The sequence below is a fragment of the Variovorax paradoxus genome (assembly GCA_016806145.1).
GTDB lineage: Bacteria > Pseudomonadota > Gammaproteobacteria > Burkholderiales > Burkholderiaceae_C > Variovorax.
The window spans coordinates 1,188,918-1,213,732 of sequence record CP063167.1 but is presented as its reverse complement, the minus strand read 5'-3'; the positions used below and the strand labels follow the sequence as shown (position 1 = coordinate 1,213,732).

Genomic DNA, 24,815 nt, shown 5'->3' with positions numbered 1-24,815 from the left:
GTGATGCGGTCAAACGAGGGTGTGTGTAAGTCCAGAGCCCCAAACGCGAGCATTCAAGAGCTGGCGAGACGAAGACCTCCTAGACAGTTCGAGCTTGAGCCTCTTGACATTGCCCAGCGACTTCGGCGCTCACGGAAGATGATCGCGGTTCACCAGCGACATGGGATGTCGCATGGATTCCACGGCTGCCCTCGCAGCATCACGGATCACGAACAACAAGGGCAGGCGCAGCATGAAATTGCTGTCGAAACGCGTCCTGCAGGATCGGCTGCTTGTCTTGCATCTGGCGGTCTCGCGTTCTGCATCACTGCACGAGTGGATACCACAGGCCAGACTGTCTCCGTCAGCTCAGACGCAAGAAGATGCGCCGTCTCTGTGGTGTTCACCAAGTGGGCCCTCTTGCAGTAGAGTGGGAGCTCCTCAACACGGAACCCGCAAGGGAGGCACACAATGACCACACCGGAAGAGGCAACAGAAAACGCGTCGGCGGCCAACGTTCTTGGAACAGAGATCGCGCTGACCGCGGCTTTACGCGCTTTGATCAAGGCGCATCCGCATCCGACCCTTCTCGCTAAAGAGCTTGTGCAGCAGCGACAGTTTTCGCAAGCACACCTCGAAGCGAGTTTGCTCCCCGATAAAGCGCTACGAGGGTTTGAGTTGACTTGGGCGCTGATACTTCATCAGGACCCAGCACAGGATGTGCGTCTCGTCTCGGAGCTGTAGCGCAAGCGGGCACCTGGGGACCACTCCTCAGGCTTGCGGCTTAGTCTGCGGACGACTGACGCCTCTCGACGGCAAAATCCCGCGCAGCCGTGGCGCGGGGAAAATCGCTCGGTCGCAGCAAGAGCCCTGGACGGAGCCAAGTTTCGTCCAGGCGCTGCAGCCATTCTTCTGGTGAGGGCTGGCTCAGACGTTCCTCAGCGGACAACCGCTGCACCCGATCGATCTTTGCTTTTGGCGTAGGCATAAAGAGGCTTCTAGTCGCTACAGAAGACCCTATCTGTAGTCGAAATTCGCCTTTTTGCATGAGCAAACAGATATCCTGCTCCGCCGCCATACCAGTGTTGCTGACGGGCCTGCAGCGCGCAGGGCTGCCGACACCTGACTTTGCGATCGCCAGAAGGATGGGCTCCCCCTCTTCTTTCACCATGAGAGCCTGCCGTGCCGGAACGACAATGCACTGATCGTTCAAAACCCCAAATTCCATTTTTTGCGGTGAATAACCGTAGGTTTGGCCGAGACCTTTCCTTCCCGCCACCATGGCGCGTCTTGCGATGATCCGTATTGATGCGCGGTAACTGTACATAAAGCCGCTGTAGGTACGCTCCTGCGCAAAGCGACTGCATGCGCACTCAGTCCAAGCCAGGAGGCGGGAACGACCATCACGGCCAATTGTTTGCCGATACGGGCCATGCGCCACAACATTCCTGTGCGCGACGGCTCAGCGTGTGGTGCGCGGAGAAAGTCTCTCGGCGATCGATTTCCGATAGGTTCAGCCGGGCAACTTTGCCGCAAGCACGTCCACACTCTGAATGGACGGCGGTTCGGAGAAGAGCTCACCTGCCTGTGCCATCAAAGCCGCCGCAACCTTGCCGGAAAGATGAGCATGGCGGCCTGCTTCATCCGGAAAGGCGTCGAAGATCCCGAAGGTTGTTGGCCCAAGGCGAATGCCAAACCAAGCGGTAGTGGCGGGCTCCTCCATGACGAGAGGGAGGCCACCCACGAGAAAATCTTCGACCTCCTTCTCCTTCCCGGGCTTCGCTTCCAGGCGAACGAATAACGCGACTGTGACCATAAACGCCTTTCTTTCGTTAAACGCGACCGGTACTGGTCGTGTTGGGCAGAGGAGTCTGCGCCATTTCATTGGCCATGTCGCGAACTATCTTTCTTCCATGTCAGCTTCGCGGCATCGAAAGCCGCGATCGTCAGGCTATCGATAGCCGTGCGTGCCCCCCAGCGCGAGCCGCTTTCCCCGCAAGGCAGCTTCCACTGCTGGCCTCATTCTCTGGGAGCTTTCCCCTTGCGACGACCTCCGGCGGAGCAAGACACTGGAGTCGTCCCCGGGGTGGAGGATCGTGGGAGCCCGATGCGCTGAGCGGGCTTGCAACCGCGCGGGGTGCCGTCCGACGTATCTGGCGCGCACCCAACCGTAATTTGTACCAAATTTCCGGAGTCGCCCCTATGCACCGCCTCTCGTCGCGGCTGGTCCAGCCGACCATCCTACTTTCCGCAGCCCTGCTCGCCACGCTGTTCGTTGCCGGCTGCGCTGTGTCACCGAATACCAAGATTCGGCCGGTGCCACAGGTCGACCTGCAGCGCTTCGTTGGCGACTGGTATGTCATCGGGAACATCCCGACGCGTCCCGAGCGCAACGCCTTCAACGCGGTCGAGTCGTACACGCTGCAGGCCGACGGCAGGATCGCCACCCAGTTCCGCTATCGTGAAGGCGCTTTCGACGGCGAGCTGAAGACGATGAATCCCGTGGCCACTGTAGTGCCCGGGACCAACAATGCGGTCTGGGGCATGCAGTTCATCTGGCCGATCAAGGCCGAGTACGTGATCGTCGACATCGACAGCGACTACCAGCTGACCATCATCGGGCGCAGCGATCGCGACTACGCTTGGATCATGGCACGCACGCCGCAGATCTCCGAAACGTCCTACCAGAACGCGGTGGCGCGTCTGAAGGAGCTGGGCTATTCAGTGGACAACCTGCGCCGTGTGCCGCAGCGCTGGCCGGAGACGCCCGGGGCGCGTGCAAGGCCTTAGCGCCTCGGCAGGCCCGGCCGGCAACAATCTACGCTCACGGCACGAAGCCCAAATCGCCCTCACCGACTGGACTTGCCAGCTCGATGGACGTACAGCCTTGTCCAAGCGCCGACGTTTAACACGTGGGGACATCTGAGCGTCAAGCCAAGGCGACCAGCCGCATTCAATCAAAGCGCTCAAACAAAGATCGACAGATCGCACAGTCCGACCCTCGCAACAACACGGGAACGATGCATGCAACTCAATGGTCTTGGCTTCGCGCTTCAATCTTGTAGCTGACCCATCCCCAATAGTCGTCTACGGTTTCTCTGCGCTGCACGGCTTCTTGCCACTGGGAGCGAGTGAAACCTGGATGCTGATTGGCCGGCAGCGCGTACTTCTCACGCAAGGCTTCCGGCGTGAGGGGCTCATCATCGACACGGATATTCGTGAAAACTTGAAGATCGTCGACTCCGTCGCGGACATGAGGCCATCTCGACTCAAACATGACACAGTCGCGACCAGCGGACTTTGCTTTCCATAGCGAATCATCTGCTTTTTTCAACGAAACTGACTGACTCCGAGATTCTCTCAATAGCGCAACCCCAACCGAGACGGTGACACGCAAACGCTGTGCTCCGATACTGAAGTGGCCTTGCGAGAACGCGCGACGCAGGTCCTCGCAAATCGCGAGAACATCGGCAACCTCCATGCCGCGAAACACCATTGCGAACTCCTCTCCACCAAGCCTGGCGACACAGACGTCGTTACTTTGATGAGCTTGGAGCATTCTTGCGGCCTCGACAAGTACGACGTCTCCCGCATCATGCCCATAGCGATCGTTGACGGCCTTGAAGAAGTCAAGGTCAAATATTGCGACCGCCCCGTGGGAACCTTCGATGACTGCTTGCTGCGCACGTTCGAGCTGTACTCCAAATCGTCTTCTATTGGCCAGCCCTGTCAGTGAATCCGTTTCCGATAGCTCAACCAACTGGCGATTTAGCGCTGAAAGCTCAGAGTGCGCCTGTTGCAGTGCTCTCTTCCGGGAAATCACGTCGGTCACATCAGTCCAGATGCTGACCAATTCATCTTCCCACCATTGTTCTTGAATACGATAGAAGCGACCCGAACGAGCCTGAAGTGTCACTGGGCGATGCAACGGACCTTCAGCCTCACTCAGACACAATTCTTCGAACTCAGCGTCGCGTTCGAAAATCTCCTGGAACTTCTTCCAGTAGCTTCCTTGATTTACTCTCCGTTGAATTTCCGGAACTCCTCGAATCAGACTGAGAAAGTGTTCCGAAAAAAATCTCGTATTCACATAGCGCAGGTCTCCATGGGCATCATGGACCGTGATGCCCACATTGACTGCCGCTATCAGTCGATGCAGCAGTTCGCTATCTGTGCCTGGCGCGATTTGAGTACTGATGTCTCGCCAAATCTTGAAGCGCCCACCTTCTGGCAGCGAGAACATGCGAAGCTCGAGCCATCGGCCGTCAGCCCGCTGATATTGGATGGGCCCGCGCTCGTTCAGGTGCCTAAACATGCCATTTTTCGTCGCCTGGACCATCTGCTCAGGCGTCGACGCTGGATGCTGTAGGCGCAGAAACGCCTCCAACGTTTCCTCGAACGTTGTTCCCACCTTGATCCATGAAGCGACTTCCGGAAAGAACTCTGTATAGAGTGCATTCCAACCAGTAACGCGATTCTGGTCGTCGTAACAGCACACGGCGCATCCGCCATGGAGCAACAACGCCTGCAGCAGTGCGTCAGGAGGGGCTTCAAGAGACGACATTGAGAGTTCCAAGCAGAGGGCCGCCAGGGGCGCAACGCCAAATCTTCCCAGATTCCCAGCGGCATTCGACGTTAGCAACGGCCTGCTAGGCACCCGCCGCCTCGCGATGTAGAAGTCGGCGTCCATGCCAGCACGCGATACGCGCTCGGTGCAACGCCCGCAAAGATACAGCTGTCATGCCGCGGATGCCGCACGCAGCGAGGTTGAACTCTGCTTGCTCGGTACCTTCAAGAGCAGTCGCGTCACCGAGATGGTCTCGCTCTAGTCGATTGTTACAGTTTTCGCCTGCAACCCGGGCCATTCTATGATCCAAGTGAGCCCAAGCCGCGTAAGGGAGGCATGAGCGCCGTTCAAGAACTCGTCGTGCCCGAACCCGACCCGGGGGTGTCCAAGCTGCCCTGGCTGTCTAGCGTGCCCAAAACGCAGCGACGAGGTGCAGTGCCAACCAGTGAGCAACTCAATGAGTGGGTGGAGGCAGTCGCAGCCGCCAACAATCGGCAGGCTTTCGCGGCGCTCTTCAAGCATTTTGCACCGAGGGTCAAGTCTTACATGATGCTTTGTGGGTCTTCGGAGACGTCGGCCGAGGAGCTGGCGCAAGAGACGATGGTGAGCCTTTGGCGAAAGGCCAAGCTCTTCGACCCGAAGCGAGCGGCGTTGTCTACATGGATCTTCGCGATCGCAAGGAATCTTCGGGTGGATTCTTTGCGACGAGACAACGTCCCCTTGGTCCCAGACGAGGAGGATCTGGCGACGCAGTTGGTTGACCCGGGTCCGGCTCTGGAAGACGGTGTGTGGACTGGCCAGAATGCAGTACGCGTACGACTGGCCATGGCGCAGCTCTCTCCAGAGCAAAAGCACCTGCTGAGCCTGTCTTTTTTCAAAGATCACCCCCATCCAGAGATTGCGCAAGAGCTTGGGCTTCCCTTGGGCACTGTGAAGTCGCGCATTCGAAGGGCGCTTGCGCGTTTGCGCGAGTTGCTTGAAGGAATGCAACCATGATCCGCCATCATCCCGCTGACGACCTGTTGCTATCACTCGCCGCGGGAACGCTCTCTATCGGCGCGTCGCTCGTAGTTCGCACTCACGTAGAAACCTGCGTTCAGTGCCAGGAGCGGCTTGGACTCTTTGAAGCGGTCGGTGGGGTCACACTCGAGGACCTGCCGCCTGCATCCCTGTCCGCGCAAGCGCTGGCACGAACACTCGCGACGATCGATCGGCCGGCATCGACTCACCCAACAGCAGCATCACGCACCTTCGATCGGGGCGATCGTCCTTCGTTGCCCGCCGGCATGGCGTGGCCTCGCGCGCTCGAGGCCTGCACGTCAACCCCCTGGAGGTTTCTCGCTCCTGGCATGCGGTGGAGCCGACTTCGTCTTCCTGCGCACCCGGATGCGAAGCTTTTCTTGTTACGCATCGGCTCGGGTCGCAACCTGCCATTTCATACCCACAAAGGCACCGAGCTCACCCAGGTGCTCCACGGCGCCTTTGCCGATGGGCGTGAGGTATTCGGCGCAGGTGACTTTGATGCCGCGGATCAGAGCATCCATCATTGCCCGACTGTCGCCAACGGGGCCGACTGCATCTGCTTTGCCGCAGTCGAGGGCAAGATGCAATTTGATAGCCCGATTGCACGCGCGATGGCCAGCTTGATCGGGATGTGAGCTCCGGCGCCTCTTGGCGTTGACAAGTGGCAGAAGGCAAAAAGATCTCGACTTTTTTGCTTCCCTTCTTGCATTGTTTTCTCTAAGCCAAATGACCTCCCATGCTGGCGAAGGCCTCAACCCTTGAGGTACGCTCGAGCGGGGATCTCAAGCAGCTCTCTGATGGGTCCTGACTTCTGACGGGTGCACGTCTTTTTCGCATCCATGCATTTCCAGCGTCTCGAGTGAGAGAAATCCTCGGGCAGCACCCAGTCCGTCGCATCAGCCCCTAGCAATCGCAGGATTCGCGGAGGTTTTCCCCGGAAGGGCATGGCTTTTGCTCTTGCAACGCGTACCTGAGAAGCGCGTAAGGTTTATAACCAACATGTCCAAACTTTCCGGGTGCAAACGTTGGTAGCAACTCGATAACTCGGCCGCAACCGACAGAATCGGCGATATGCGAGGGTTACACGCGAAGCCAGATTCCGGCGGCCGCTTCCACAGCCAATCTCCACGGAGAACGAAATATGCGACTTCACGCCACATGCAAGATGAGAGTGCGAGTAAGTAGCGACTGTCCTGTCGTCGCAATGCTTCGTCCGCGCAGTGGCGATGCGCAGTGGATGGTCAGCGAACGCTACGAACTTCACCCGTGGGTCACAACCACGGAATACGTTGACGTGTTCGGCAACCTGTGTCAGCGCCTGACTGTACCGAAAGGCGACATGCGCATAGAGGTCGAGATGATCATGGAAGCCGAAGCCGCGATTGCCGTCGCACCTGATGCCGAGGCGGTGGCGGTGCGCGACCTGCCCTCGGACACACTCCAATATTTGCTTCAAAGCCGCTACTGCCCCTCTGACAAGATGGAGGACCGTGCGCTCCAGATCGCCGGGGACACCAAATCGGGCTACGCCCAGGTCGAAGCCATTCGACGCTGGATCCACGAGCACCTGGAGTACCGGTATGGAGTGAGCGACGGATCTACCGATGCACTTGACACCCTCGCAGATGGCGCCGGCGTCTGTCGCGATTTCTCGCATGTGGCTATCGGGCTGTGCCGTGCCTTGCGTATTCCTGCTCGCCTGGTGGTCGGCTACCTGCATCAACTTGAGCCGATGGACATGCACGCCTGGTTCGAGGCTTTCGTTGGCGGGCGGTGGTACACGTTTGATGCGACGCAGGCGGAACCTCGAGGCGGTCGAATCGTATTGGCCTATGGACGCGACGCGGCTGATGTCGCGTTCCTCTCCAACTACGGCCCCCTCGAGGTAACGGAGATGGCGATCACCGTCGATGTGCTGGCAGCTGGGGCCTCCACGATGGCGCTGTCAACCTAGCGCAGCGCAGGGGTCCCCGACCCAGGGGACGCCTTATGCTGAAGCACAACGCGCTAGGCGGCGGCGCTGATCTGTGAGGTCATGCCTGTGCGGCCTACTCTTCGCGGCCGGGGAGCTTCATGCCCCGCATGAGGTGCCTCATCGACTCGCTGATCTCTTCACTGCTGGGCTGGGGAGGACGGCCATTGGCTACCAGACGTTGAACGAGTGACAAGAGGGGGTCGATTTCGAAAGGCTTGACCAAGAAGGCGTCGTAGCCGCGAAAGATTTTTCGAACGACGTCTTCGTCAGTAGCGCTCATCATGATGAACGGAATCCGACAAAGCACGGGATCCCGACGCACCGCTTCGCCGAACTCGCCGCCGTTCATGATCGGCATCATGAAGTCCGAAATGATCAAGGCAGGTGCTTCGCCCGAAAGCAGTTCAAGCGCAACCTTTCCGTTCGAAGCGGAGGCCACGCGATAGCCCTCCGTCTCCAGCAAGAGCCGGAGAATTTGCGCGTTGCCATACTCGTCCTCGACAACCAAAATGAGCTTCATCGGGACGGACCTTCATTCAGTTGCTCGTATGCGTGCTTGCATCGAGCAAGGGTAGATGTACATCAACAGTCGTCCGCGAGGCATGACCGCCGCGAATCTTCGTGATAGAGAGAATGCGCTTACTCGAGTCCCCGTCACCATCGCATGGTGATTGAAAAACGAAAGCATTGTCGAACCAACCGACGACCCCCTCCGCCAATGGCGTATTGGCGGCAACCGCCAGTGCGGCGGGATCGACAGTGAAAATCGAGGTGACTCCTCTGGCCTTGAGCTCTGCCAGCAGTCGACCTAGGAAGCGATAGCCACGCTCGGAAAACGCCAGCGTGTCCGCCAGCCCGGCCAGGCCGTCGACAGCCAAACGGCGGATCTTGAGTTCATCGACCATTCGCAAGAGCTTGTGCCCCATCTCGTCCATGGACTCATCCTCGTGACCAAGCGGTTCAACCGTCAATGCCCCGCGGTCCGCAGCCTCGGCCACCGCCAGCCCCAACTCCGCGCCCATGCGCCGCAAATCACCTGCCAACTCGGTGCAAGGCAGCAGCAATCCAGGATTCTGAGCAGTGGAGGCGGCCGCGAACGCTAACGCCAGCGTGGTTTTACCGGAACCACTTTGCCCAATGACGACAGAGGCGCTGCCGGAAAGAAGCCCACCCGCCCGTAGGACTTCATCCAGCGCTGGCACCCCCGACGGTGACGCAGCAGGCCCCAGCATTCCCGTTGACGAAGGCGCTGGCAAGCTTTCAAGCCGTGGGAAGAACTGCAGTCCATTTGAGGAGATGCAGAAAGTGTGTTTGCCGCGGATGACCTGACTGCCTCGGAACTTGCGCACCTGCATGCGGCGCTCGGCGCGCCAGTGGAACGCGTGGTCCTCAAACGAGAAGATCCCGTCGACCATCGTCTGCTCAGCGCTCAGGGCATTGCCGTTGCCGCTTGTCAGCACAAGGCAAGTACAGGACATCGCAGAAACTAGGCTTTGCAGTTCATGGACAAACTGTCTCACCGAGTCATCTGACATGGAGACCGGACCGCCGACAACCAATCCGTCGATGACCAGCAAACCCGCGCGATGGCGCGCCAGCTCTCCTTGCAGCAGGGCGACAACCGATTTCAACCCACCCTGCTCCAGCTCCCGATAACCGCTCACGTAGAAAACTTTGGAATTGACCTCCTGGTGGTCAAAAAACAGCTGTCCTCCCATGTGCTGGAGCATGCGCGAATGAGATTCCGCCAACATCGTGACGTAGAGCGTTCGAGTCTCTCGTTTGGCCAGTGTGTAGGCAATCTGATTGGCCAGCGTGGTCTTTCCGACGCCAGGCGGCCCTTCAAGGATATAGACGCCGCCCTCGAACAAGCCGCCGTTGAGGATCTTGTCGAAGCCTTCGACACTGGTAGACAGTCTTTTCATTCTTGAGAAAAAGGGGAATGGAGGGGTAAATTTTTTTGAAGCGGCCCTGCTCAGCGCGCATTTTGCATCCGCTTGGCCGGCAGAGGCCGCCACGTCAACGCTCCAAGGAAGACGACCGCGCCCATCCGACGGCCCAACCGTCGGCTTGCGAACTGCAAAGCCGACCGCGCGAATGAGCACTCACCAACGCTCAACCTGCAGCCCATCACTGACCGCATCGACTCTTCCAGGGAGCTCCTTCGCGCTCCTTCGCTCACGCGGATGCGAATCCGAACCCGAGGCCCGGCCCGGGCCCGAGGAATCAGTCTCATGCGCGGGGCCCAACAGATGCGCAGCGGAGCGGTGATTGAGCGGGCGAAGTCCGCCGCCCCCGCGGGGAGGACGGTTTCTTGCCCGGTTAGCCCACACTTGCACATCACCCTCCGCGGAAATTTCTTCCTCGGTGTCCTGAACCGTCGATTCGTTGTAAAAATGAGCGCTGAATGTGTGTGGCCAAGCAGGGGCTGGCGGCTAATTTTTCCGGCCACGCTCGTTCAACCGGACCACTGGCGACGACGCAGTACACATGCCGGAGTACGCTATCGACAGTCATGCGGCGGCTGTGCACCGCGAGATCGCTGATTGCGCCCGAGTGGACTGCCCCCACTCGAGTCTATGGTCCTGGTTTTGCCCGGGAAGTGACCACTTGCGACGACCGGTGGTGCGTCGAGAGGTAGCGCAACCCGACGATGGCCGCGGCCAGCCCCGACAGCGCCGCCACACCCATCGCCCAACGCGCCCCGAACGTGTCGGCCACCCAACCGAGCAGGGGCGCACCCATTGGCGTGCAACCGAGCACGATCGCCAGCAGGATCGCCAGCACGCGCCCTCGCATGGCTGGCTCGGTCGACAGTTGCACCCAACTGTTGACCGTGGTGGTGAACGTTTGCGCGGCCACACCCACCACGATCAGCGCCATGCCGAAGAGCCAATAGCCGGGCATCAGCGCCGCCAGTGCGCAGCCCAGGCCGAAAACTGACGCCCCTACCAAGAGCACGCCCATGCGCGGCTTGTCGCGCCGCGCGGCGAGCAACGCGCCTGCAACGGAGCCGATGGCCATGATCGAAGACAGCAGGCCGTACTGGTGAGCGCCCGCATGGAAAACGGTGACCGACATCGTTGAGATGAAGATCGGAAAGTTCAGGCCGAAAGTACCGATCAGAAAGAGCATGAACAGCACGACCTTCAGGTCGGGGCGCCGCCAAACATAGCGAAAGCCCTCAAGGAAACTGCCGCGGGTGCGCACCGCGCGCTGGCGCAGATAGAGCTCGTGCACGCGCAGCATCTTCATCGCGCCGATGACAGCGACGTAGGACGCCGCGTTGATCACGAAGACCCAGCCCGTGCCGACCGCGGCGATGAGCGTGCCCGCAACCGCCGGGCCGATCATGCGCGCCGCATTGAATGAGGTGGAGTTCAGCGCCACTGCATTCTGCAGATCGATCTCGGTGACCAGTTCCGACACGAAAGTCTGGCGCGCCGGCGCGTCGAAGGCCGCCACGCACCCCAGCAGCAGCGCGAACACGTACACGTGCCACAGCTGCACGAGGCCGGTGAGTGTCAGCAGACCCAGCCCGAGCGCCAACGCGCCCATGGTGGCCTGCGTGACCATGAGCAGCTTGCGCCGATCGAGATGGTCGGCCGCCCAGCCGGTGAGCGGCAGCAGCAGCAACTGCGGGCCGAACTGCAGCGCCATCACGATGCCGACCGCCGTGGCGTTGTGGCGCGTGAGCTGCGTAAGGACGATCCAGTCCTGCGCGGTGCGCTGCATCCAGGTGCCCACGTTGGACACCGCCGCGCCGCCGGCCCACACGCGGTAGTTGTAGCCCTTGAGCGAGCGAAACGTGCTGCTGCTCACCGAGCGAGCAGGTCGATGATTTCCTGCGTGGTGCCGGTCTCGCCCAGGCGCGGAAAGATGCGAGCGATGCTGTTGGCGTGCGCGTCGGCGTTCATGTCGGTCATGGCATCGATGCCAAGCGTGACGTTGAAACCCAGTTCGTAAGCCTGGCGTGCGGTCGACTCCACGCCGATGCTGGTGGCGATGCCGACGATCACGACCTGCGTGACACCCAGCGCCTTCAGGTGCGATTCGAGCCCCGTGCTCGTGAAGGCACCCCACGTGTGCTTGGTGACCAGGTGGTCCTGGGGCTGGCGGTCGAGTTCGACGGCCAGCTCGGTCCAGTCGGCGGGCAGTTCGCCGCCGGGGCGCTGCTGCTGGGTGCGGCCCTTGGCACCGCCTGCCACGTTGACGAGCACCACCGGCAGCGCACGTTGGCGAAAGGCAAACGCCAGGGCACTGGCGCGCTGCACGATCTCGCCGGTGGCGTGCGCGACGGGCAGCGCGAGGATGCCCTTTTGCAGGTCGATGATGATGAGGGCGGTTCGAGGATCGAGGGTGGTGACGGGCATGGCGGGTTCGCTTTCAATCTTCGGCGACGCGTTTGAGGAGTTCGATGGATGCCGCGAGCGCTTCCTGCTCGCGCGGGGCGAGCCTGGTCTGGATGACCTGGAACAGCCAGTCCTCGCGCGCGGCGCGGGCGTCCTTGAGCCATTTGCGAAAGGCCGGCGTGATCGACCAGATGGTCTGCCGCCCATCGGCAGGGTCGGGCGCGCCGCTCACAAGTCCCGCCCCCTGAAGCGCGGCGACCGTCGCGCCCATGGACTGTGGACGCACGCCCACCGTGCGCGCAAGGGTCGTCACCGTGGCCGGACCCTCGCGCTCGAGATGCAGCAGCACGGTCTTCTGGGAGCCCGTGAGATCGCCGGCATGCGACTGCTCACGCAGTCGCCGGTTGAGCTTGGCCACCAGCATGCGCAGTTCCGCAGCGAGGGTGTGCGCGCATCGATCAGGTCCGCTCGCTGACTCATTCATGAGGCCATCCTAGCGGATACAAAGCCAAACTACAAAGTTTTCCTTCGTAGTTTTCTTAGCCTTGGATGAGAGACATCGACGCGTGGGACTGCCGCGTAGCTCAACGAGTGCGCCAGGCAGAGCCGGAGGCCGAGGCCGCCGTCAAGGTCTTGAGGACCCTGGTCAGCGCTTGAAAAAGCGCACTCGGACTGGCGCATCGGTGCTGCTGCGTTGCGCTCATTTCCTCAAAACCGATGGGCCGATACGCCAAACGCCGCGACGCCGATGCTGCACCTCGCGTCCCCGGCCTCGACCTCAGTGATCGTGAGCAGCCGGACTTCGATCGGGTTGGAGTCAAAAACCGAGCATGATCGCGCGAGAGTGAAGCTATCGATGCGCCTTGGACTTAGCCCATCGTTCCGGTCGGACCATCCAGCACGTCCCTTACTCTTCGCGCCAAGTCAGCGAGGCGGTACGGCTTCTTGAGCAGTTCAAACTCGGCATTGGCGGCCGGTTCGTAAGCGCTCAGATCCCGGTCAAAGCCTGTAGTCAGCAGCACACGTACACCGGGAGATATCCGCTGTACCTCCCTGGCCAGCATGTACCCGTTCATCCCTCCGGGCATCATCACGTCGCTGAAAAGTAGATCAATTGCGTCGGGGCCGAGGTCACGAAGCTTGTCCAGCGCTATCTTGGCGTTGGGCGCGACATGCACCGAATAGCCAAGTCCTTCCAGCATGCCTTGTGCTACCACTGCCACTTCCTCGCGGTCCTCAACGATCAGGATTGCTTCAGTGCCACCCCGAATGCTGGGCCTCACGATGGATTCCGAGTCGTCAGTCAGCGCGCTGCCCACCGTCGGGAAGTACATGCAGATGGTCGTTCCCTTTCCTACCTCTGACTCGATCGTTGTGGCGCCGCCTGATTGCTTCACGAAACCATAAACCATCGACAGGCCGAGGCCAGTGCCCTTCCCCTCGTCTTTCGTCGTAAAGAAAGGATCCATCACGCGAGGCAGGATCGCCGGATCAATGCCCAGGCCGGAATCGGAGATGCAGACAGCAGCATACGGACCGGGCCTCAGTCCCTCGAACGCCGTGGGACTGCCAGGCGCCACCTCCATGAGGTGTGTACGCAGCTTGATCGTCCCTCCGCCTGGCATTGCATCGCGTGAGTTGACGAGCACATTCAAGATGGCGACCTCGAGCTGCGTCACGTCGATCTCCACATTCCCCGCGTTGGGCGCCAAGTCGAATTCGATGTGGATTGAATCACCCAGCGTACGCGCGGCCAACTCGGACATTCCTTGTGCCACCGCGTTAATGCTTACCACTCGACCGCGCAGACGTTGACGTCTGGAAAAAGCGAGCAGTTGCTGTGTCAGGGTCGATGCTTTAGAGATTGCGGAACGCAGGTTCTCAACTCCTCGACGGATGGTGCCCTCATCGAGTATTCCCTTTTCCAACTTCACCCCGAGTATGTCCAGATGACCTGACATGACTTGAAGCAGGTTGTTGAAGTCGTGCGAGATTCCGCCGGTGAGTTGCCCCAGAGCCTCCATCTTCTGCGCTTGTGCAAGTGCCTCTTCGGCGTCGCGGCGACGGCTGACATCGAGCTGGGACGCAAAGAAGTAGATCAGGTTACCGAGCGGGTCATAGACTGGCGAGATGAACAGCGCGTTCCAAAAGGTCGTGCCATCCTTGCGGTAATTGAGGATCTCGATCTGCACCTGCCGGCGGAACTTGATGGCCTCGCGGATCGTCGAAACAGACTCTCTGTCGGTCGCAGGGCCCTGAAGAAACCTGCAGTTCCGCTTCAGCACCTCTTCACTCGAGTAGCCTGACATCGCCAGGAAGGCACGGTTTGCGAACACAATGGGATTGTCGTGCTGGCGCGGATCGGTCACCAGCATTGGCATACGGGTGGTCTCGATCGCCGCGAAGAAGATGTCGTCTTTGTGGTCGCGAAGTTCGTGCGGCCCGCCTTCTGCGCGTACGGTTGATAGGGGAAGTGAGGGCTTTTCGGGAATTTCCATTGACCACTGAACGCTCGTTCAAAAAAGTGCTTCAATTCTCGCCGCCCTACAATGCGATCGGGCTGTAATCGTCGTAACGAGTGCTGTAGCGATCTGACCAAGCGTAACTGCAACGCATCAGGATCACTGTGTGAAAAGACAACCTCGACAGGATTAGCACTAAACGTCGCTGCGCGGCAGGGTCCTCAACGAGACCGCAAGCGCCTTGCATGAGGGACATGCCGACGCCCGAGGCGTTTGGGACGGCGCTTCGTATTCACGGCGCGACCCACGTGCTGGATGCCCGTGGGGCCCAGGCACCACGATCAGACCCCGGGGCGTCGTCGCTCGCTCTCTCTCCGCCAACCTGCGTGAGCACGGCGCCGTGATAGCTGCAGTCTTTCCGCTTGGCTGTCGCGAGTCCAGGGCGTGCGGCGGCGCACCATCGACCGCGCCGTCTCGGGCCGCGGCATTCAAATCGAAGGGCGGGCTTCTTCCTTGTGCCTGATGCAGTATTCCAAAGCGGCCTCAAGCATGGGCCAGCTGGCGAAGACGTACACACGCTCTACCTTGTCCCAACGACCCCCAAATTCCTTGAGCGTCAGCGCGAGCCCTGAGAGGCTGCCCAGAAGGGCGGGCTTGGGTTGCCCATAGAGTTCACAGTGATCGGCCACGGTGCACCCGAGGCGCGCCGCGAGGCCCTGCACACGGTCCGTACCGTTCGGAGGAGGAAGAAGCATGTATCTATTCTCGCAAATGCTTTGCCTGCAAGCTTGTCTCGCAGCGTCTCCCCACTGAGGACTTACCGAGCAATGTGAACGGTTGCTGTGAACGCCAGTGGGAACCTGCAGAAAAGGATGACAGCGAACTCCCTTCGGTGTCCCCTCGGAAAAGCGTCTGCACGTGCGTGCATCCACGCTGCTGCCGGCACAAGGCTGAGCAGCGCTCGCGCGCTCGTCAAGCACTCAGACTCATGCACCGAACTACGCCCGTGTGCGTCGAGAAAGGCTTGTCCCTTTCGCATCCGACCGGCAGAAGAGCGCCCTTTCGGGCTGGCTGGACACTCAGAGTACCGACGCATGGAACGACCAACCGAAATGATGTCAAGTCGAACGTAGATGCGGGCACAGGCATTCACCGACCGAGCTACATCGGCTTGGCCGTGGACAGGGCGGCCCTTCCTTGCGGCGTGATGCGGAAAATGATGGCGCTCGCGTCCGCGGGTGGGGCGTCGACACCCGGAAGCTGGGCTTCAATCAACTCGGCCGCTTCGAGAACAATCGAATTTCTAATATCTGCTTCGTCATGAAGCTCGAGCGGAAACCTGGCGTCCTCGATGCGACGCAAAAAATCCATTGGCATGCCAGCCCCCTCCAACGGGCACGAAAATCTACTAAAGCCCTGTGCGCTTAGCAATGTCATTTTACGTATGCCGTCTCTCTATCTCTCAATGACCGAAAAGCTGTCGGCCCATTGGAAAGCCCACGCCAACGCTTATCCGCGAAAATTTCTGATGACACCCGCGCAACACGCGGAATACATGCGAGTGCTGAAGCTCTGCGGCTCGGCCAAGAGGGATTTTCTCACCCACATGGGAGTGCCGATCGAGATCGTTGCGGACACCCCCGGGGTGATGGTGGCGGCCGACGGCGTCGAGGTCACGTTGCTGTGATGGCGCTTTACTTTTGCTGGAGGTAGTCGCGCGTGCCCGCGGGGTCCTCACCTGAGCAGCGTGAATGACCGATGGTGAATGTCACCGTCGATGGCTGCGAGTGAATCTGGAGGCAAATCGCTGCGATGGATGTATGCGAGCAAGGCGAAACCTAGGGCCAGCATGGCCGGCAGGCTCGCAGTGACCTGCGCTTCATGAAGGTTCGAGGCGTAATAGCGATATAGACAGGTACCGCCACATGGTGCCTGCATCGAAATCCAAGGGCCCGACCAACACGGCGGCGAAGCGCAAGATTCGGCCGTCGAAACAGCACGCGCTGCCGTGAATGATCAAAGCAGCGCGTGCTCGAGCGGACCCATCTTTTCTTCTGCTACTGCATGCGTGCAGAGCTGGGTGAGTCGGAAGACGGCGGTCTGCGACGCCGCGTGACGATTCGCGACATTCGTTGGCGCCACAGCGGCGCCCTCGACGGCGACTGCGGGTAGTCGAACCTTGCGAGCTCTTCACGCCCCTTTTGTGTGACGGCGAGCACCTGGGCAGCCAAGCCATCGCCCCCCAGCGTGAGCGGATCGGTCGGCGCCGGAACCAGCGCCACAACCAGCCCCGCCGCTCTGAGGATGCGGACTTGGTCAATGTCTTCGGGTCGATAGAACGAGACCGGCAGGCGGGACGTCGCGATCTGCCGCAACAAGTTCATGGTCATGGAAACCTCCTTTTCAGTTGACCAAAACTTCGACGGTGATCAATCTAGGTCCCCTTCGGCAAGATTTCAAGAGCCGTTCGACTCGTCACAGCGATACCCAAAAAAAGAGCCCGGCACGGAGCCGGGCTGAGGTTTACAGCAAGGTGCCACGACGCAGCGTGGCGTCAGAAATGTAGGGTTCCCGCGCTTCACGCCATGTCAGATAACTTTGATTCTTTGCACTCTGAGGCGCGGGGGCCGCGAGAGACGCGAATGGTAAGAAAAAGGCGGGTGACGCCGAGAACGCGAAGAGAAGCCGGCCACAACCTGTCGTGTCCGCAGCGGCAAACTCGCCGAGCCGCCCGGAGCGGCTCCGCGGCTCCGATCTCGCCCACACCTCACGAACCAGATCGCTGCAGCCATGTGTGCGCCGCAGGGAACAAGCACCGCGTAACAAGAGCCCCGCCGCGAACAAGCGCTTGCGGCAAGCTCGCTGCAGCCTCGCGCGCCAAGCCGGAGACTTGAGAATCAACATGGATGGAGATCTCGTCGCCCGCCCAGTGATCTGGCCAAGGATCACACCAGCCAGCTGCCGACGATTTCAACGTGAGCAGTTACGCAGCCCGCAAGGCATGCGCAAACTCAAACTGATCGCGAGACTGGCGAATGGCTTCAAAGAGATCTGGTTCTTCCCAAAGGTCGCGCAGCAGCTCATCGGCCTGTGCACGCAAAGGCGCGACCTCTGCATGGCCGAGCGGACCGAGCCGAGTCATCGCTTCGTAGACCGCAGCCTCAGCCGCAGCCCATGCCTCATAACGTTTGTCAAACGCAACGGTGGTCATTCTGGACTCCAGGGTCACTTTTTCTACCCTTGGGTCTGCGAGAAGGATGTAGGACTTTTGGCTATCAGCAAGCAGCGCTGTTCGCCAAACAGTGCGCGGTGTCGAGCGACGCCATGAGCCATGCATGACCGATGAAGCCAAATCATGAAAGCTGCGGCGCCTGGTCATGCGCTCCGCGTTCACCGGTGCGCCTGGCGATCTTCGCTCCAGCGTGAGCGTCACGGATGCCGGATACCGGCTTCGAGATAGTCCATGAAGAGCGCCCGTTCCTGCACTTCGTTGCCGCGTCGCCCGATCGACAGCGGACCGAAGGGTGAGCGCATGGCATAGCTGCGGTATGAGATGCCGTAGTACAACGAATTCATCGTCAGAAGGAGTCGGAACTTCAGAACTTCGAGGGGTACCGCCGGGATCAATGCGGCAAGCCTGTCCAGTGCGAGGGTCAGTATGTCGCGGTGCATGTCGGCCGAGATTTTCTGGCCTTCCTCGCCAAAATCCCAGCCGAGCCGGCCGATGAAGCACACGGCGTCGCGGCCCAGCCCGGCCTCGGACAGCATGTCGATCATCGGACCGAAGGCCGCGTCGAGCACGTCGCGCACGGTGTGAGGCCCCCTATCCAGCGCCTCGAGCCGCGCGCGGCAGCGCGGCTCGAGGATTCGCTGAAGCATCCGCGCCACCTCGGTCACCACACTCTCGCGATTACCGAAGTGGTAGTGCAGCGCCGACAAGTTGGCCGCGCCCGCGGCCGCGACGATCCTGCGCAGCGACACAGCATTCATGCCCTCTCGCGCGAACAGCCGCATGGCTTCCAGCAGCAGGCGCTCGCGCGTGGCGGCGGCCGACGCCGCCAGCGCGGGCGGGCGTTTTTCCTTCGGGCTCGTTGCGGGACTGGGCATGGGACGCAGATTGTGACCTCTGGCTCGGCTAGGGTTAGTTCTAATTCGATTGAATTAATTCAATGGAATTATCCACCTGTTCCGTCTGGGTCGGCTCGGCCCCGCGCGGGGACCCCGTACGTCAAATAACCGAAGGAGACATGGATGATCAGAGGCATGGCATCGCCCGAGGGGCGCCGCTGCGGCACGCGGTGGGTGGCCGCTTGCGCCGCGACCGCGTTCTTGCTGGGCTGCGGCGGTGGAGGAGGGAGCAGCGCCAGTTTCGTAGCGTGGCCCACGGTGCCGGCACCCGGCGGCAGCCATGAGCCTGCACCGGACAACCAGCCCCGGCTCATCGGCGTGTTCGCAGGCGGACCGGTCGTTGGCCTCGACTACCGTGGCTCCGTCACAGGGGCGCGTAAGACAGACGCGCAGGGGCGCTACGACTATGCGCCAGGCGAAACGCTGAGCTTTTCGATCGGTGAGTTGCCGCTGGGCACCGCGCCCGCCGCGGACGCGCTGTCGCCGCTGAGCATCGGCGGCGCCAGCTCGCCGGCCGACCCCCGCGCCACCAATCGCCTCGTACTGCTGCAGACCCTCGATGCCGACGGCGACCTCAACAACGGCATTCAGGTCACCGGCCCAATCCGCGACATCGTGTCCAGGCATGCCGCGGCCATCGATTTCTCCCAATCGGCCACGGCCTTCCGCGCGAGCCTCGCACCATTGCTCGCAGCGCTCGATGCGGCCGGCGCCTTCACGGATCTCGATCCGCGTCCGCGCAGCGCGCGCGGCGCCGTCGCCGCGCAGGAGCACTACGCCCGCGCCACCGCCGCGCGCAACCTCGTGACCACCACCGGCGGTCCGCTGCGCGGCTTCGAGTCCAGCGCCACGACCTGGCAATACCTTGGCATTCCCTACGCGCAGCCGCCGCTCGGCGCGCTACGCTGGCGCGCGCCGCAAGCGCCCCAGCCGTGGAGCGGCGTCCGCGAGGCGGTCGCCTGGGCTGATCAGGCCGCACAGGTCCAAGCGCTCGAGCGCTTCGGCGAGGGCGGCATGAGCGAAGACTCGCTGTATCTCAACGTGACGGCACCCAAGTCGGCCTCCAAGCTGCCGGTGATGGTGTGGTTCCACGGCGGCGGGTTCACTTCGCTCACGAGCAACACCAAGCCTTTCAACAACCCGAATGCCCTTGTCAGCAAGGGCGTGGTGCAAGTCTCGGTGAACCATCGCCTCGGTGCCCTCGGCTACATCGCGCACCCCGCGCTCAGCGCCGAGAGCGGTCGCGGCGGCTCGGGCAACTACGGGCAGATGGACCTGGTGATGGCGCTGCAGTGGGTCAAGGCGAACATCGCGGCCTTCGGGGGCGACCCTGACAACGTGACCGTCTTCGGCGAGTCCGGTGGCGGGCGCAAAGTGCTTTCACTGATGGCATCGCCGAGCGCGGCCGGCCTTTTCCACAAAGCGATCAGCCAGAGCGGCACGCTGATTCCCGACACCCGCACGCTGGCCTCGGCCGAGGCGGTCGGACTCGCGCTCCAGAAGAGGCTGGGCGCGGCCTCGCTCGAGGAGATGCGCAACCGCCCCTGGACCGAGGTGGTCGCAGCGGCCTCCGTGCTCGTGCCCTACACCAACATCGACAACGGCTATCTGCCTTACAGCGAGCGCGTGAGTTTCGAGTCGCGCCGACACAACGACGTGCCCTTCATGATTGTCGTCAACACCAACGACACCCCCGACCCGATCGAGACGGTGAAGAACGTGTTTCCCTGGATGACGGCGCACAGCGCCAGCCGGCACTATGCGGCCCTCTTCAGCCAGGTGCCGGGCGGCTGGCGCGCTAGGGGCGTGAAAACGTATCACGCGGGCGAGCTGGCCTACGTCTTCAATGCGCCTGAGAGCGTCGTCACCCACTACCTGCTCGACCTGGTGATCGACCCGGCCACCGGCGGCAAGCTCGCCATTGGAGACCTCAACGGCAACGGCGTCAGCGGCTCCGCGGGCGACACGCAGGACATCCTTGCCTCGGCCGGTTTCGACAGCGCTGATGCGAAGGCGATCGAGAACAGCATGGCGATCTGGACCCAGTTCGCCAAAACCGGCAACCCAAGCGTCGCGGGATTGGTTGACTGGCCTGCCTACACGCCCGCGAACGACCGCTTCGTCGAACTCGGCGCCGCGCCCGTGGTCCGCACCGGCCTGTCGAGCGTCTTTCCCTGAGCGCGCCGCCTGAGCGCCGCATCGCCAGATCGCGGAAGGCGCGGCGGCGCGGCCACGCCTTTCGTTCCCGCACACCACACCACAAGGAGACCTTCATGCACTCACACACGGCCCGCGCCGAGCGGCGCCGCTCGCGCGTCCTTTGCCTCGCAGCCTGGGCGAGCACCGTCGCCCTGCTCGGCTGCGGAGGCGGCGGCAATGGCGCCAGCCTCGCGTTCGTCGCGCCGCCTGCGGGCGACACCGCGCCCGATACTCAGCCCAAGCTCACGGGCACGTTCACGGGTGACCCTGTGTCGGGACTCGATTACCGCGGCTCACTGAGCGGCGCGCGCACCACCGATGCCGAAGGCCGGTACCGCTATGCGGCCGGCGAGACCTTGAGCTTCTCGATCGGTACATTGCCGCTGGGCTCGACACCGGCATCGGCCGCCGTCTCGCCGCTCGCCTGGGTCGGGGCCGACAGCACGACCAGTGACGTGCGTGTGAGCAACCGCCTGGTGCTGCTGCAATCCCTCGATGCCGACGGTGACCTCAACAACGGCATACAGATCACCGAAGCGATCCGCCAAGCGGTCTCGCGTCATGCCGCCGCGATCGATTTCGCACAGCCCGCGGCCGCGTTCCGTGCCAGCATTGCGCCCCTGCTCGCAGCGATCGAGACGGCAGGCGCCTTCTCCGACCTCGACCCGCGACCGCGCACGGCCAGGACCACCGCAGCCGCACAGGAACACTACACGCGAAGCACGCGCACGCGCCACCTCGTGGCCACCACGGGCGGTTCGCTGCGGGGCTTCGAGGCAAATGCCGGCACGTGGCAGTACCTCGGTATTCCGTACGCGCAACCGCCGGTCGGTCCATTGCGTTGGCGCGCACCGCAATCGCCCACACCCTGGAGCGGTGTGCGCCAGGCCATCGCCTGGCCCGACCAGTCGGCGCAGAACCCGACGATGGAAGCTTTGGGCGAAGGCGGCATGAGCGAGGATTCGCTGTACCTGCATGTGACGGCGCCCAAAAGCGCGTCGAAGCTGCCGGTGATGGTGTGGTTCCACGGTGGCTCGTTCGCAATCCTCACAGCCAACTCCAAGCAGTACAACAATCCAGATGGATTGACCACCAAGGGCGTGGTGCTGGTCACCGTCAACCACCGGCTGGGGCCGTTCGGCTATCTCGCGCATCCGCTGCTGAGTGCGGAAAGCGGCCACGGTGGCTCGGGGAACTACGGCCAGATGGACCTGGTGATGGCGCTCCAGTGGGTGAAATCGAACATCGCTGCGTTCGGCGGCGATCCCGGCAACGTGACCATCTTCGGCCAATCGGGTGGCGGCGGAAAGGTCTATGGCCTCATGAACGCGCCCGAGGCTGCCGGCTTGTTCCACAAGGCCATTGTGCAGAGCGGCGCCAATGCCATCGCGACAGGCGGAACACCCGCGAGCTCGCTGGCCGGCGGCGAGGCGATCGGCAAGGCCGTGTTCGAGCGCGTCGGTGCGACCACGTTGGCACAGGCGCGCGCCTTGCCGTGGACCGCCTACACCCAAGCCGACCTCGACGCGGGCATCCCGCGCGAGACCTACCGACCCAATGTGGATCATCGTCACATGGTGAAGACCTACGGTCAGAACATGGCGGAGGGTATGCCCAGCGACGTGCCGCTGATGGTGGGGGCGACCTCTGGCGACTATCCCTCGCTGCGCGCGTCGCTGCCGGTATTCATGGCGCAGCGCGCGCCAACCTATCGCTCGCCCCAGTACGTGTACCGGTTCAGCCGCGTGCCGGACGGCTGGTCGGCGATGGGCCTGCTCAGCGGCCACAGCGGCGAGTTGCCCTACCTGTTCGGCTACCCGCAAGGCATGGTGACGAACTACGTGATGGGTCTGGTGCTCACGCCGGCCGGCGCGAAGGCGCCCATCGGTGACCTCAATGGCAATGGCATCACCGGCACCGCTGGGGATGCGGCCGATGTCCAGGCGTCGATGGGCTGGGGACCGAACGACGAAGCCATCACTGAAACCACCATGACGCTATGGACCCGTTTCGCGAAGGATGGCAATCCCAGCATGGACGCGCCGGAGTGGAAAGCCTACACGCCTGCCAGCGACGCCTACTTGGAAATCGGGCCGGGCGGCGGTGCCACGCCGCGCACCGGCTTGGCCAGCGCCTTTCCCTGAACGCCACGCCACGCGGGCCTGCCCAAGGTCTCGCCTCGCGCGCAGCCGCCGGCGGGGGGCGCTGCCGAGGGCGATCACCGAGCCGCTGAAGGTGATGGCGCCGATGGCCGCGCCCAGGAACAGCTCCAGGCGGTTGCCCGCGGGGATCGGGTCGCCCTTGAGCGCGATGTTGAAGGCATGCGGCTCGGCCACGGCGGCCACCGCGATGAACACGGCCGCCAGCCCGATCATGCTGTGCATGAAGGCCAGGAGCTCGGGCATCCTGGTCATCTCGACCCTGTTGGCCATGTAGGCTCCGAGGCCCCCGCCCACGACCAGCGCGACCAGCACGTAGGCCAGGCTCTCGAGGTTGCCGCTGGCGAGCTTGTAGATCAGCGCGCCGGTGGTCACCACGGCGATCGCCATGCCGGTCATGCCGAAGACGTTGCCGCGGGTCGAGGTGGTCGGGTGGCGCAGGCCTTGGCTAGCCGACCGTTCGCCAGAGCGTGGCGCACGGCAGCGCAATGCTCTGCGCGTTCATTGCCAGTCGACCGAAAGCTCAGCCTGGATGATCGGATCGATCCAGCGCGGCATCCCAGATGCCCATGGCTTCGACCACGGATTCCTCGACGACCGCGAGCCGCACACGGTCGCGGGCCAGGACGGACAGACCCAAGAAGAAACTGTCGAACGCGGCGGCCATCGAAGCCGGGTTCGTGGACTTGCGCAGCTCGCCGCTTTTTATGGCCCGCTCGACGCAGGTACGGAATCCAGCGCGGGTGCGACTGCGCACCTCTCGGAGCATTGCGGTGATGGTTTCGCTGCCCGACGAGCAGGCTCCCATCACGCCCAACGCAACCATGCAACCCTTGGGGTGCCCTCCCTCCCACTGCATCTTTGCCGAGCGCTTCAATGCAAGGAACACCGCTTCTCGCGGCTCTAGGGAAGGATCATGCAGGCTTCTGGTCAAGTGGCCGTAGATCTCCATGTATCGATCCAGCGCCTCTTTGTATAACGCTTCCTTGGACTCGAAGGCCGCATAGAAGCTGGGCGCGGAGATGCCACTGCCCATCGCCGCCTTCAGTTGCGACAGCGAGGTCGATTCAAAGCCATGCTCCCAGAACAGGTGCATGGCCGAGGTAAGGGCCGCATCGCGGTCGAATGCGCGCGGTCGGCCTCGCTGAGCCATGAAGATCTCCGCCAGTTCAAAATTACATACTAGTCGATACACAATAAATCGGCAAGCAAAGACCTCCTCTCCCGGCTGGCAAATCGACCGGGGGGAACCGAGCCGTTGACAGCCTTCGAACGCCGCCATATATTTGTACCAATCGATATTTAAATCGACGCGTTTGAAGCATGCGCTTGAACACCAGGCGCCCGCGCAGGAAGCGGGCTCCACGCCCCGGTCGCTCCAGTCGCGCTTTTTTTTACTCATTTTTGTACCACTCGGTACATTTTCCCGGTGCGCTCACAGATCGCTCGCACCGCTCACTCACGGAGAACCCGCATGTCCCAAGAACTTGAAGCTCGCCTTGACGCCATCGAAAGCCGCTTCGCCATCGATGCCTTGATCGCCAACTATGCGGAAGCGTTCGACACGATGAATGTGGAACTCCTCGCCACCCTATGGCATCCCGACTCTCGGCTCTTGCTCGGCGCCAATGGAAACTCGGAAGGACTCGATGAGATCCTGGCGCAAGCACGCGTCAACATGAAACGCATGCCGCACATGCATCACTGGATGGCGAACACGATCATCACGCTCGACGGCGACAACGGCCATGGCCTGGTTGCGGCGGACTGCCTCTTCTACGACGTCGAGAAGGGACCGCTGCAAGTGAGCGGCCAGTACAAGGATATCTACCAGCGAAGAGACGGGCGATGGGCGTTCCAGCAGCGCATCTTCGAGATGCATTTCGCCACGCCGCTGCAGAACTGGGCCCCCATCATGGGCACGGAACGCTTCGGTCGCCCCATCTGATGCGCGCCGCCGCAACCGAAATC

The 24,815-nt window shown here is 62.0% G+C and carries 23 protein-coding genes; 9 read left to right on the top strand and 14 right to left on the bottom strand.

Annotated elements, in window-relative coordinates:
• Positions 1 to 450: 450 nt before the first annotated feature.
• Positions 451 to 723, top strand: coding sequence for a hypothetical protein (locus tag INQ48_36715; protein ID QRF63007.1), 273 nt, complete (start codon positions 451 to 453; stop codon positions 721 to 723).
• Positions 724 to 763: 40 nt separating this feature from the next.
• Here the strand turns inward: INQ48_36715 and INQ48_36710 are convergent, their stop codons facing one another.
• Positions 764 to 1,306 (bottom strand): hypothetical protein, encoded by a 543-nt coding sequence (locus INQ48_36710; protein ID QRF63006.1) that lies wholly within the window; start codon positions 1,304 to 1,306, stop codon positions 764 to 766.
• A 186-nt stretch (positions 1,307 to 1,492) separates the two neighbouring features.
• On the bottom strand, positions 1,493 to 1,795 hold the full coding sequence (locus INQ48_36705) for an antibiotic biosynthesis monooxygenase (GenBank protein QRF63005.1): 303 nt from the start codon (positions 1,793 to 1,795) through the stop codon (positions 1,493 to 1,495).
• A gap of 386 nt (positions 1,796 to 2,181) precedes the next feature.
• On the opposite strand from INQ48_36705, the gene INQ48_36700 reads away from it, so the two are divergent.
• Entirely contained in the window at positions 2,182 to 2,769 is a 588-nt protein-coding gene (locus INQ48_36700) for a lipocalin family protein (protein ID QRF63004.1), read from the top strand.
• A 241-nt stretch (positions 2,770 to 3,010) separates the two neighbouring features.
• Here the strand turns inward: INQ48_36700 and INQ48_36695 are convergent, their stop codons facing one another.
• Entirely contained in the window at positions 3,011 to 4,669 is a 1,659-nt protein-coding gene (locus INQ48_36695; protein ID QRF63003.1) for a diguanylate cyclase, read from the bottom strand.
• Positions 4,670 to 4,882: 213 nt separating this feature from the next.
• Here INQ48_36695 and INQ48_36690 point away from each other — a divergent pair, with 213 nt between their 5' ends.
• The 3 genes from INQ48_36690 (at position 4,883) to INQ48_36680 (ending at position 7,523) form a co-directional block, all read left to right on the top strand.
• On the top strand, positions 4,883 to 5,542 hold the full coding sequence (locus INQ48_36690) for a sigma-70 family RNA polymerase sigma factor (protein ID QRF63002.1): 660 nt from the start codon (positions 4,883 to 4,885) through the stop codon (positions 5,540 to 5,542).
• The gene (locus INQ48_36685; GenBank protein ID QRF63001.1) at positions 5,539 to 6,204 is read left to right on the top strand and encodes a cupin domain-containing protein; all 666 of its coding nucleotides are present in this window, start codon (positions 5,539 to 5,541) and stop codon (positions 6,202 to 6,204) included. The genes INQ48_36690 and INQ48_36685 overlap by 4 nt, the downstream gene beginning before the upstream one ends.
• Positions 6,205 to 6,710: 506 nt before the next feature.
• On the top strand, positions 6,711 to 7,523 hold the full coding sequence (locus INQ48_36680) for a transglutaminase family protein (protein QRF63000.1): 813 nt from the start codon (positions 6,711 to 6,713) through the stop codon (positions 7,521 to 7,523).
• A gap of 94 nt (positions 7,524 to 7,617) precedes the next feature.
• On the opposite strand, the gene INQ48_36675 is transcribed toward INQ48_36680, so the two are convergent.
• The 7 genes from INQ48_36675 to INQ48_36645 form a co-directional block, all read right to left on the bottom strand.
• A complete protein-coding gene (locus tag INQ48_36675) occupies positions 7,618 to 8,064 on the bottom strand; it encodes a response regulator (protein ID QRF62999.1) in 447 nt (148 codons plus the stop codon).
• A gap of 16 nt (positions 8,065 to 8,080) precedes the next feature.
• Positions 8,081 to 9,562, bottom strand: a complete 1,482-nt coding sequence (locus INQ48_36670) for an AAA family ATPase (protein QRF62998.1) — start codon at positions 9,560 to 9,562, stop codon at positions 8,081 to 8,083.
• Between the two features lie 559 nt (positions 9,563 to 10,121).
• Entirely contained in the window at positions 10,122 to 11,366 is a 1,245-nt protein-coding gene (locus INQ48_36665) for an MFS transporter (GenBank protein ID QRF62997.1), read from the bottom strand.
• Entirely contained in the window at positions 11,363 to 11,917 is a 555-nt protein-coding gene (locus INQ48_36660) for an isochorismatase family protein (GenBank protein ID QRF62996.1), read from the bottom strand. Before INQ48_36660 ends, INQ48_36665 begins: the two co-directional genes overlap by 4 nt.
• 13 nt (positions 11,918 to 11,930) lie before the next feature.
• The gene (locus tag INQ48_36655) at positions 11,931 to 12,380 is read right to left on the bottom strand and encodes a MarR family transcriptional regulator (GenBank protein ID QRF62995.1); all 450 of its coding nucleotides are present in this window, start codon (positions 12,378 to 12,380) and stop codon (positions 11,931 to 11,933) included.
• 385 nt (positions 12,381 to 12,765) lie between these two features.
• On the bottom strand, positions 12,766 to 14,394 hold the full coding sequence (locus tag INQ48_36650; GenBank protein ID QRF62994.1) for a PAS domain-containing protein: 1,629 nt from the start codon (positions 14,392 to 14,394) through the stop codon (positions 12,766 to 12,768).
• A 1,125-nt stretch (positions 14,395 to 15,519) separates the two neighbouring features.
• On the bottom strand, positions 15,520 to 15,735 hold the full coding sequence (locus INQ48_36645) for a hypothetical protein (protein QRF62993.1): 216 nt from the start codon (positions 15,733 to 15,735) through the stop codon (positions 15,520 to 15,522).
• 67 nt (positions 15,736 to 15,802) lie between these two features.
• Between INQ48_36645 and INQ48_36640 the strand changes: the two genes are divergently transcribed.
• Positions 15,803 to 16,045, top strand: a complete 243-nt coding sequence (locus INQ48_36640) for a hypothetical protein (protein ID QRF63128.1) — start codon at positions 15,803 to 15,805, stop codon at positions 16,043 to 16,045.
• 370 nt (positions 16,046 to 16,415) lie between these two features.
• On the opposite strand, the gene INQ48_36635 is transcribed toward INQ48_36640, so the two are convergent.
• The 3 genes from INQ48_36635 to INQ48_36625 form a co-directional block, all read right to left on the bottom strand.
• Complete coding sequence (locus INQ48_36635; GenBank protein QRF62992.1) at positions 16,416 to 16,748, bottom strand: hypothetical protein; 333 nt, start codon at positions 16,746 to 16,748, stop codon at positions 16,416 to 16,418.
• A 593-nt stretch (positions 16,749 to 17,341) separates the two neighbouring features.
• Positions 17,342 to 17,791 carry a hypothetical protein gene (locus tag INQ48_36630; GenBank protein QRF62991.1) on the bottom strand — a complete coding sequence of 150 codons (450 nt, stop codon included), beginning with the start codon at positions 17,789 to 17,791 and terminating at the stop codon, positions 17,342 to 17,344.
• Positions 17,788 to 18,465, bottom strand: coding sequence for a TetR family transcriptional regulator (locus INQ48_36625; GenBank protein QRF62990.1), 678 nt, complete (start codon positions 18,463 to 18,465; stop codon positions 17,788 to 17,790). The genes INQ48_36630 and INQ48_36625 overlap by 4 nt, the downstream gene beginning before the upstream one ends.
• Before the next feature lie 156 nt (positions 18,466 to 18,621).
• Here INQ48_36625 and INQ48_36620 point away from each other — a divergent pair, with 156 nt between their 5' ends.
• Positions 18,622 to 20,664, top strand: coding sequence for a carboxylesterase family protein (locus tag INQ48_36620; GenBank protein QRF62989.1), 2,043 nt, complete (start codon positions 18,622 to 18,624; stop codon positions 20,662 to 20,664).
• A gap of 95 nt (positions 20,665 to 20,759) precedes the next feature.
• On the top strand, positions 20,760 to 22,829 hold the full coding sequence (locus INQ48_36615; GenBank protein ID QRF62988.1) for a carboxylesterase family protein: 2,070 nt from the start codon (positions 20,760 to 20,762) through the stop codon (positions 22,827 to 22,829).
• Between the two features lie 538 nt (positions 22,830 to 23,367).
• Here the strand turns inward: INQ48_36615 and INQ48_36610 are convergent.
• A complete protein-coding gene (locus INQ48_36610; protein ID QRF63127.1) occupies positions 23,368 to 23,997 on the bottom strand; it encodes a TetR/AcrR family transcriptional regulator in 630 nt (209 codons plus the stop codon).
• Between the two features lie 321 nt (positions 23,998 to 24,318).
• Between INQ48_36610 and INQ48_36605 the strand changes: the two genes are divergently transcribed.
• Positions 24,319 to 24,792, top strand: coding sequence for a nuclear transport factor 2 family protein (locus INQ48_36605; protein QRF62987.1), 474 nt, complete (start codon positions 24,319 to 24,321; stop codon positions 24,790 to 24,792).
• Positions 24,793 to 24,815: the final 23 nt, after the last annotated feature.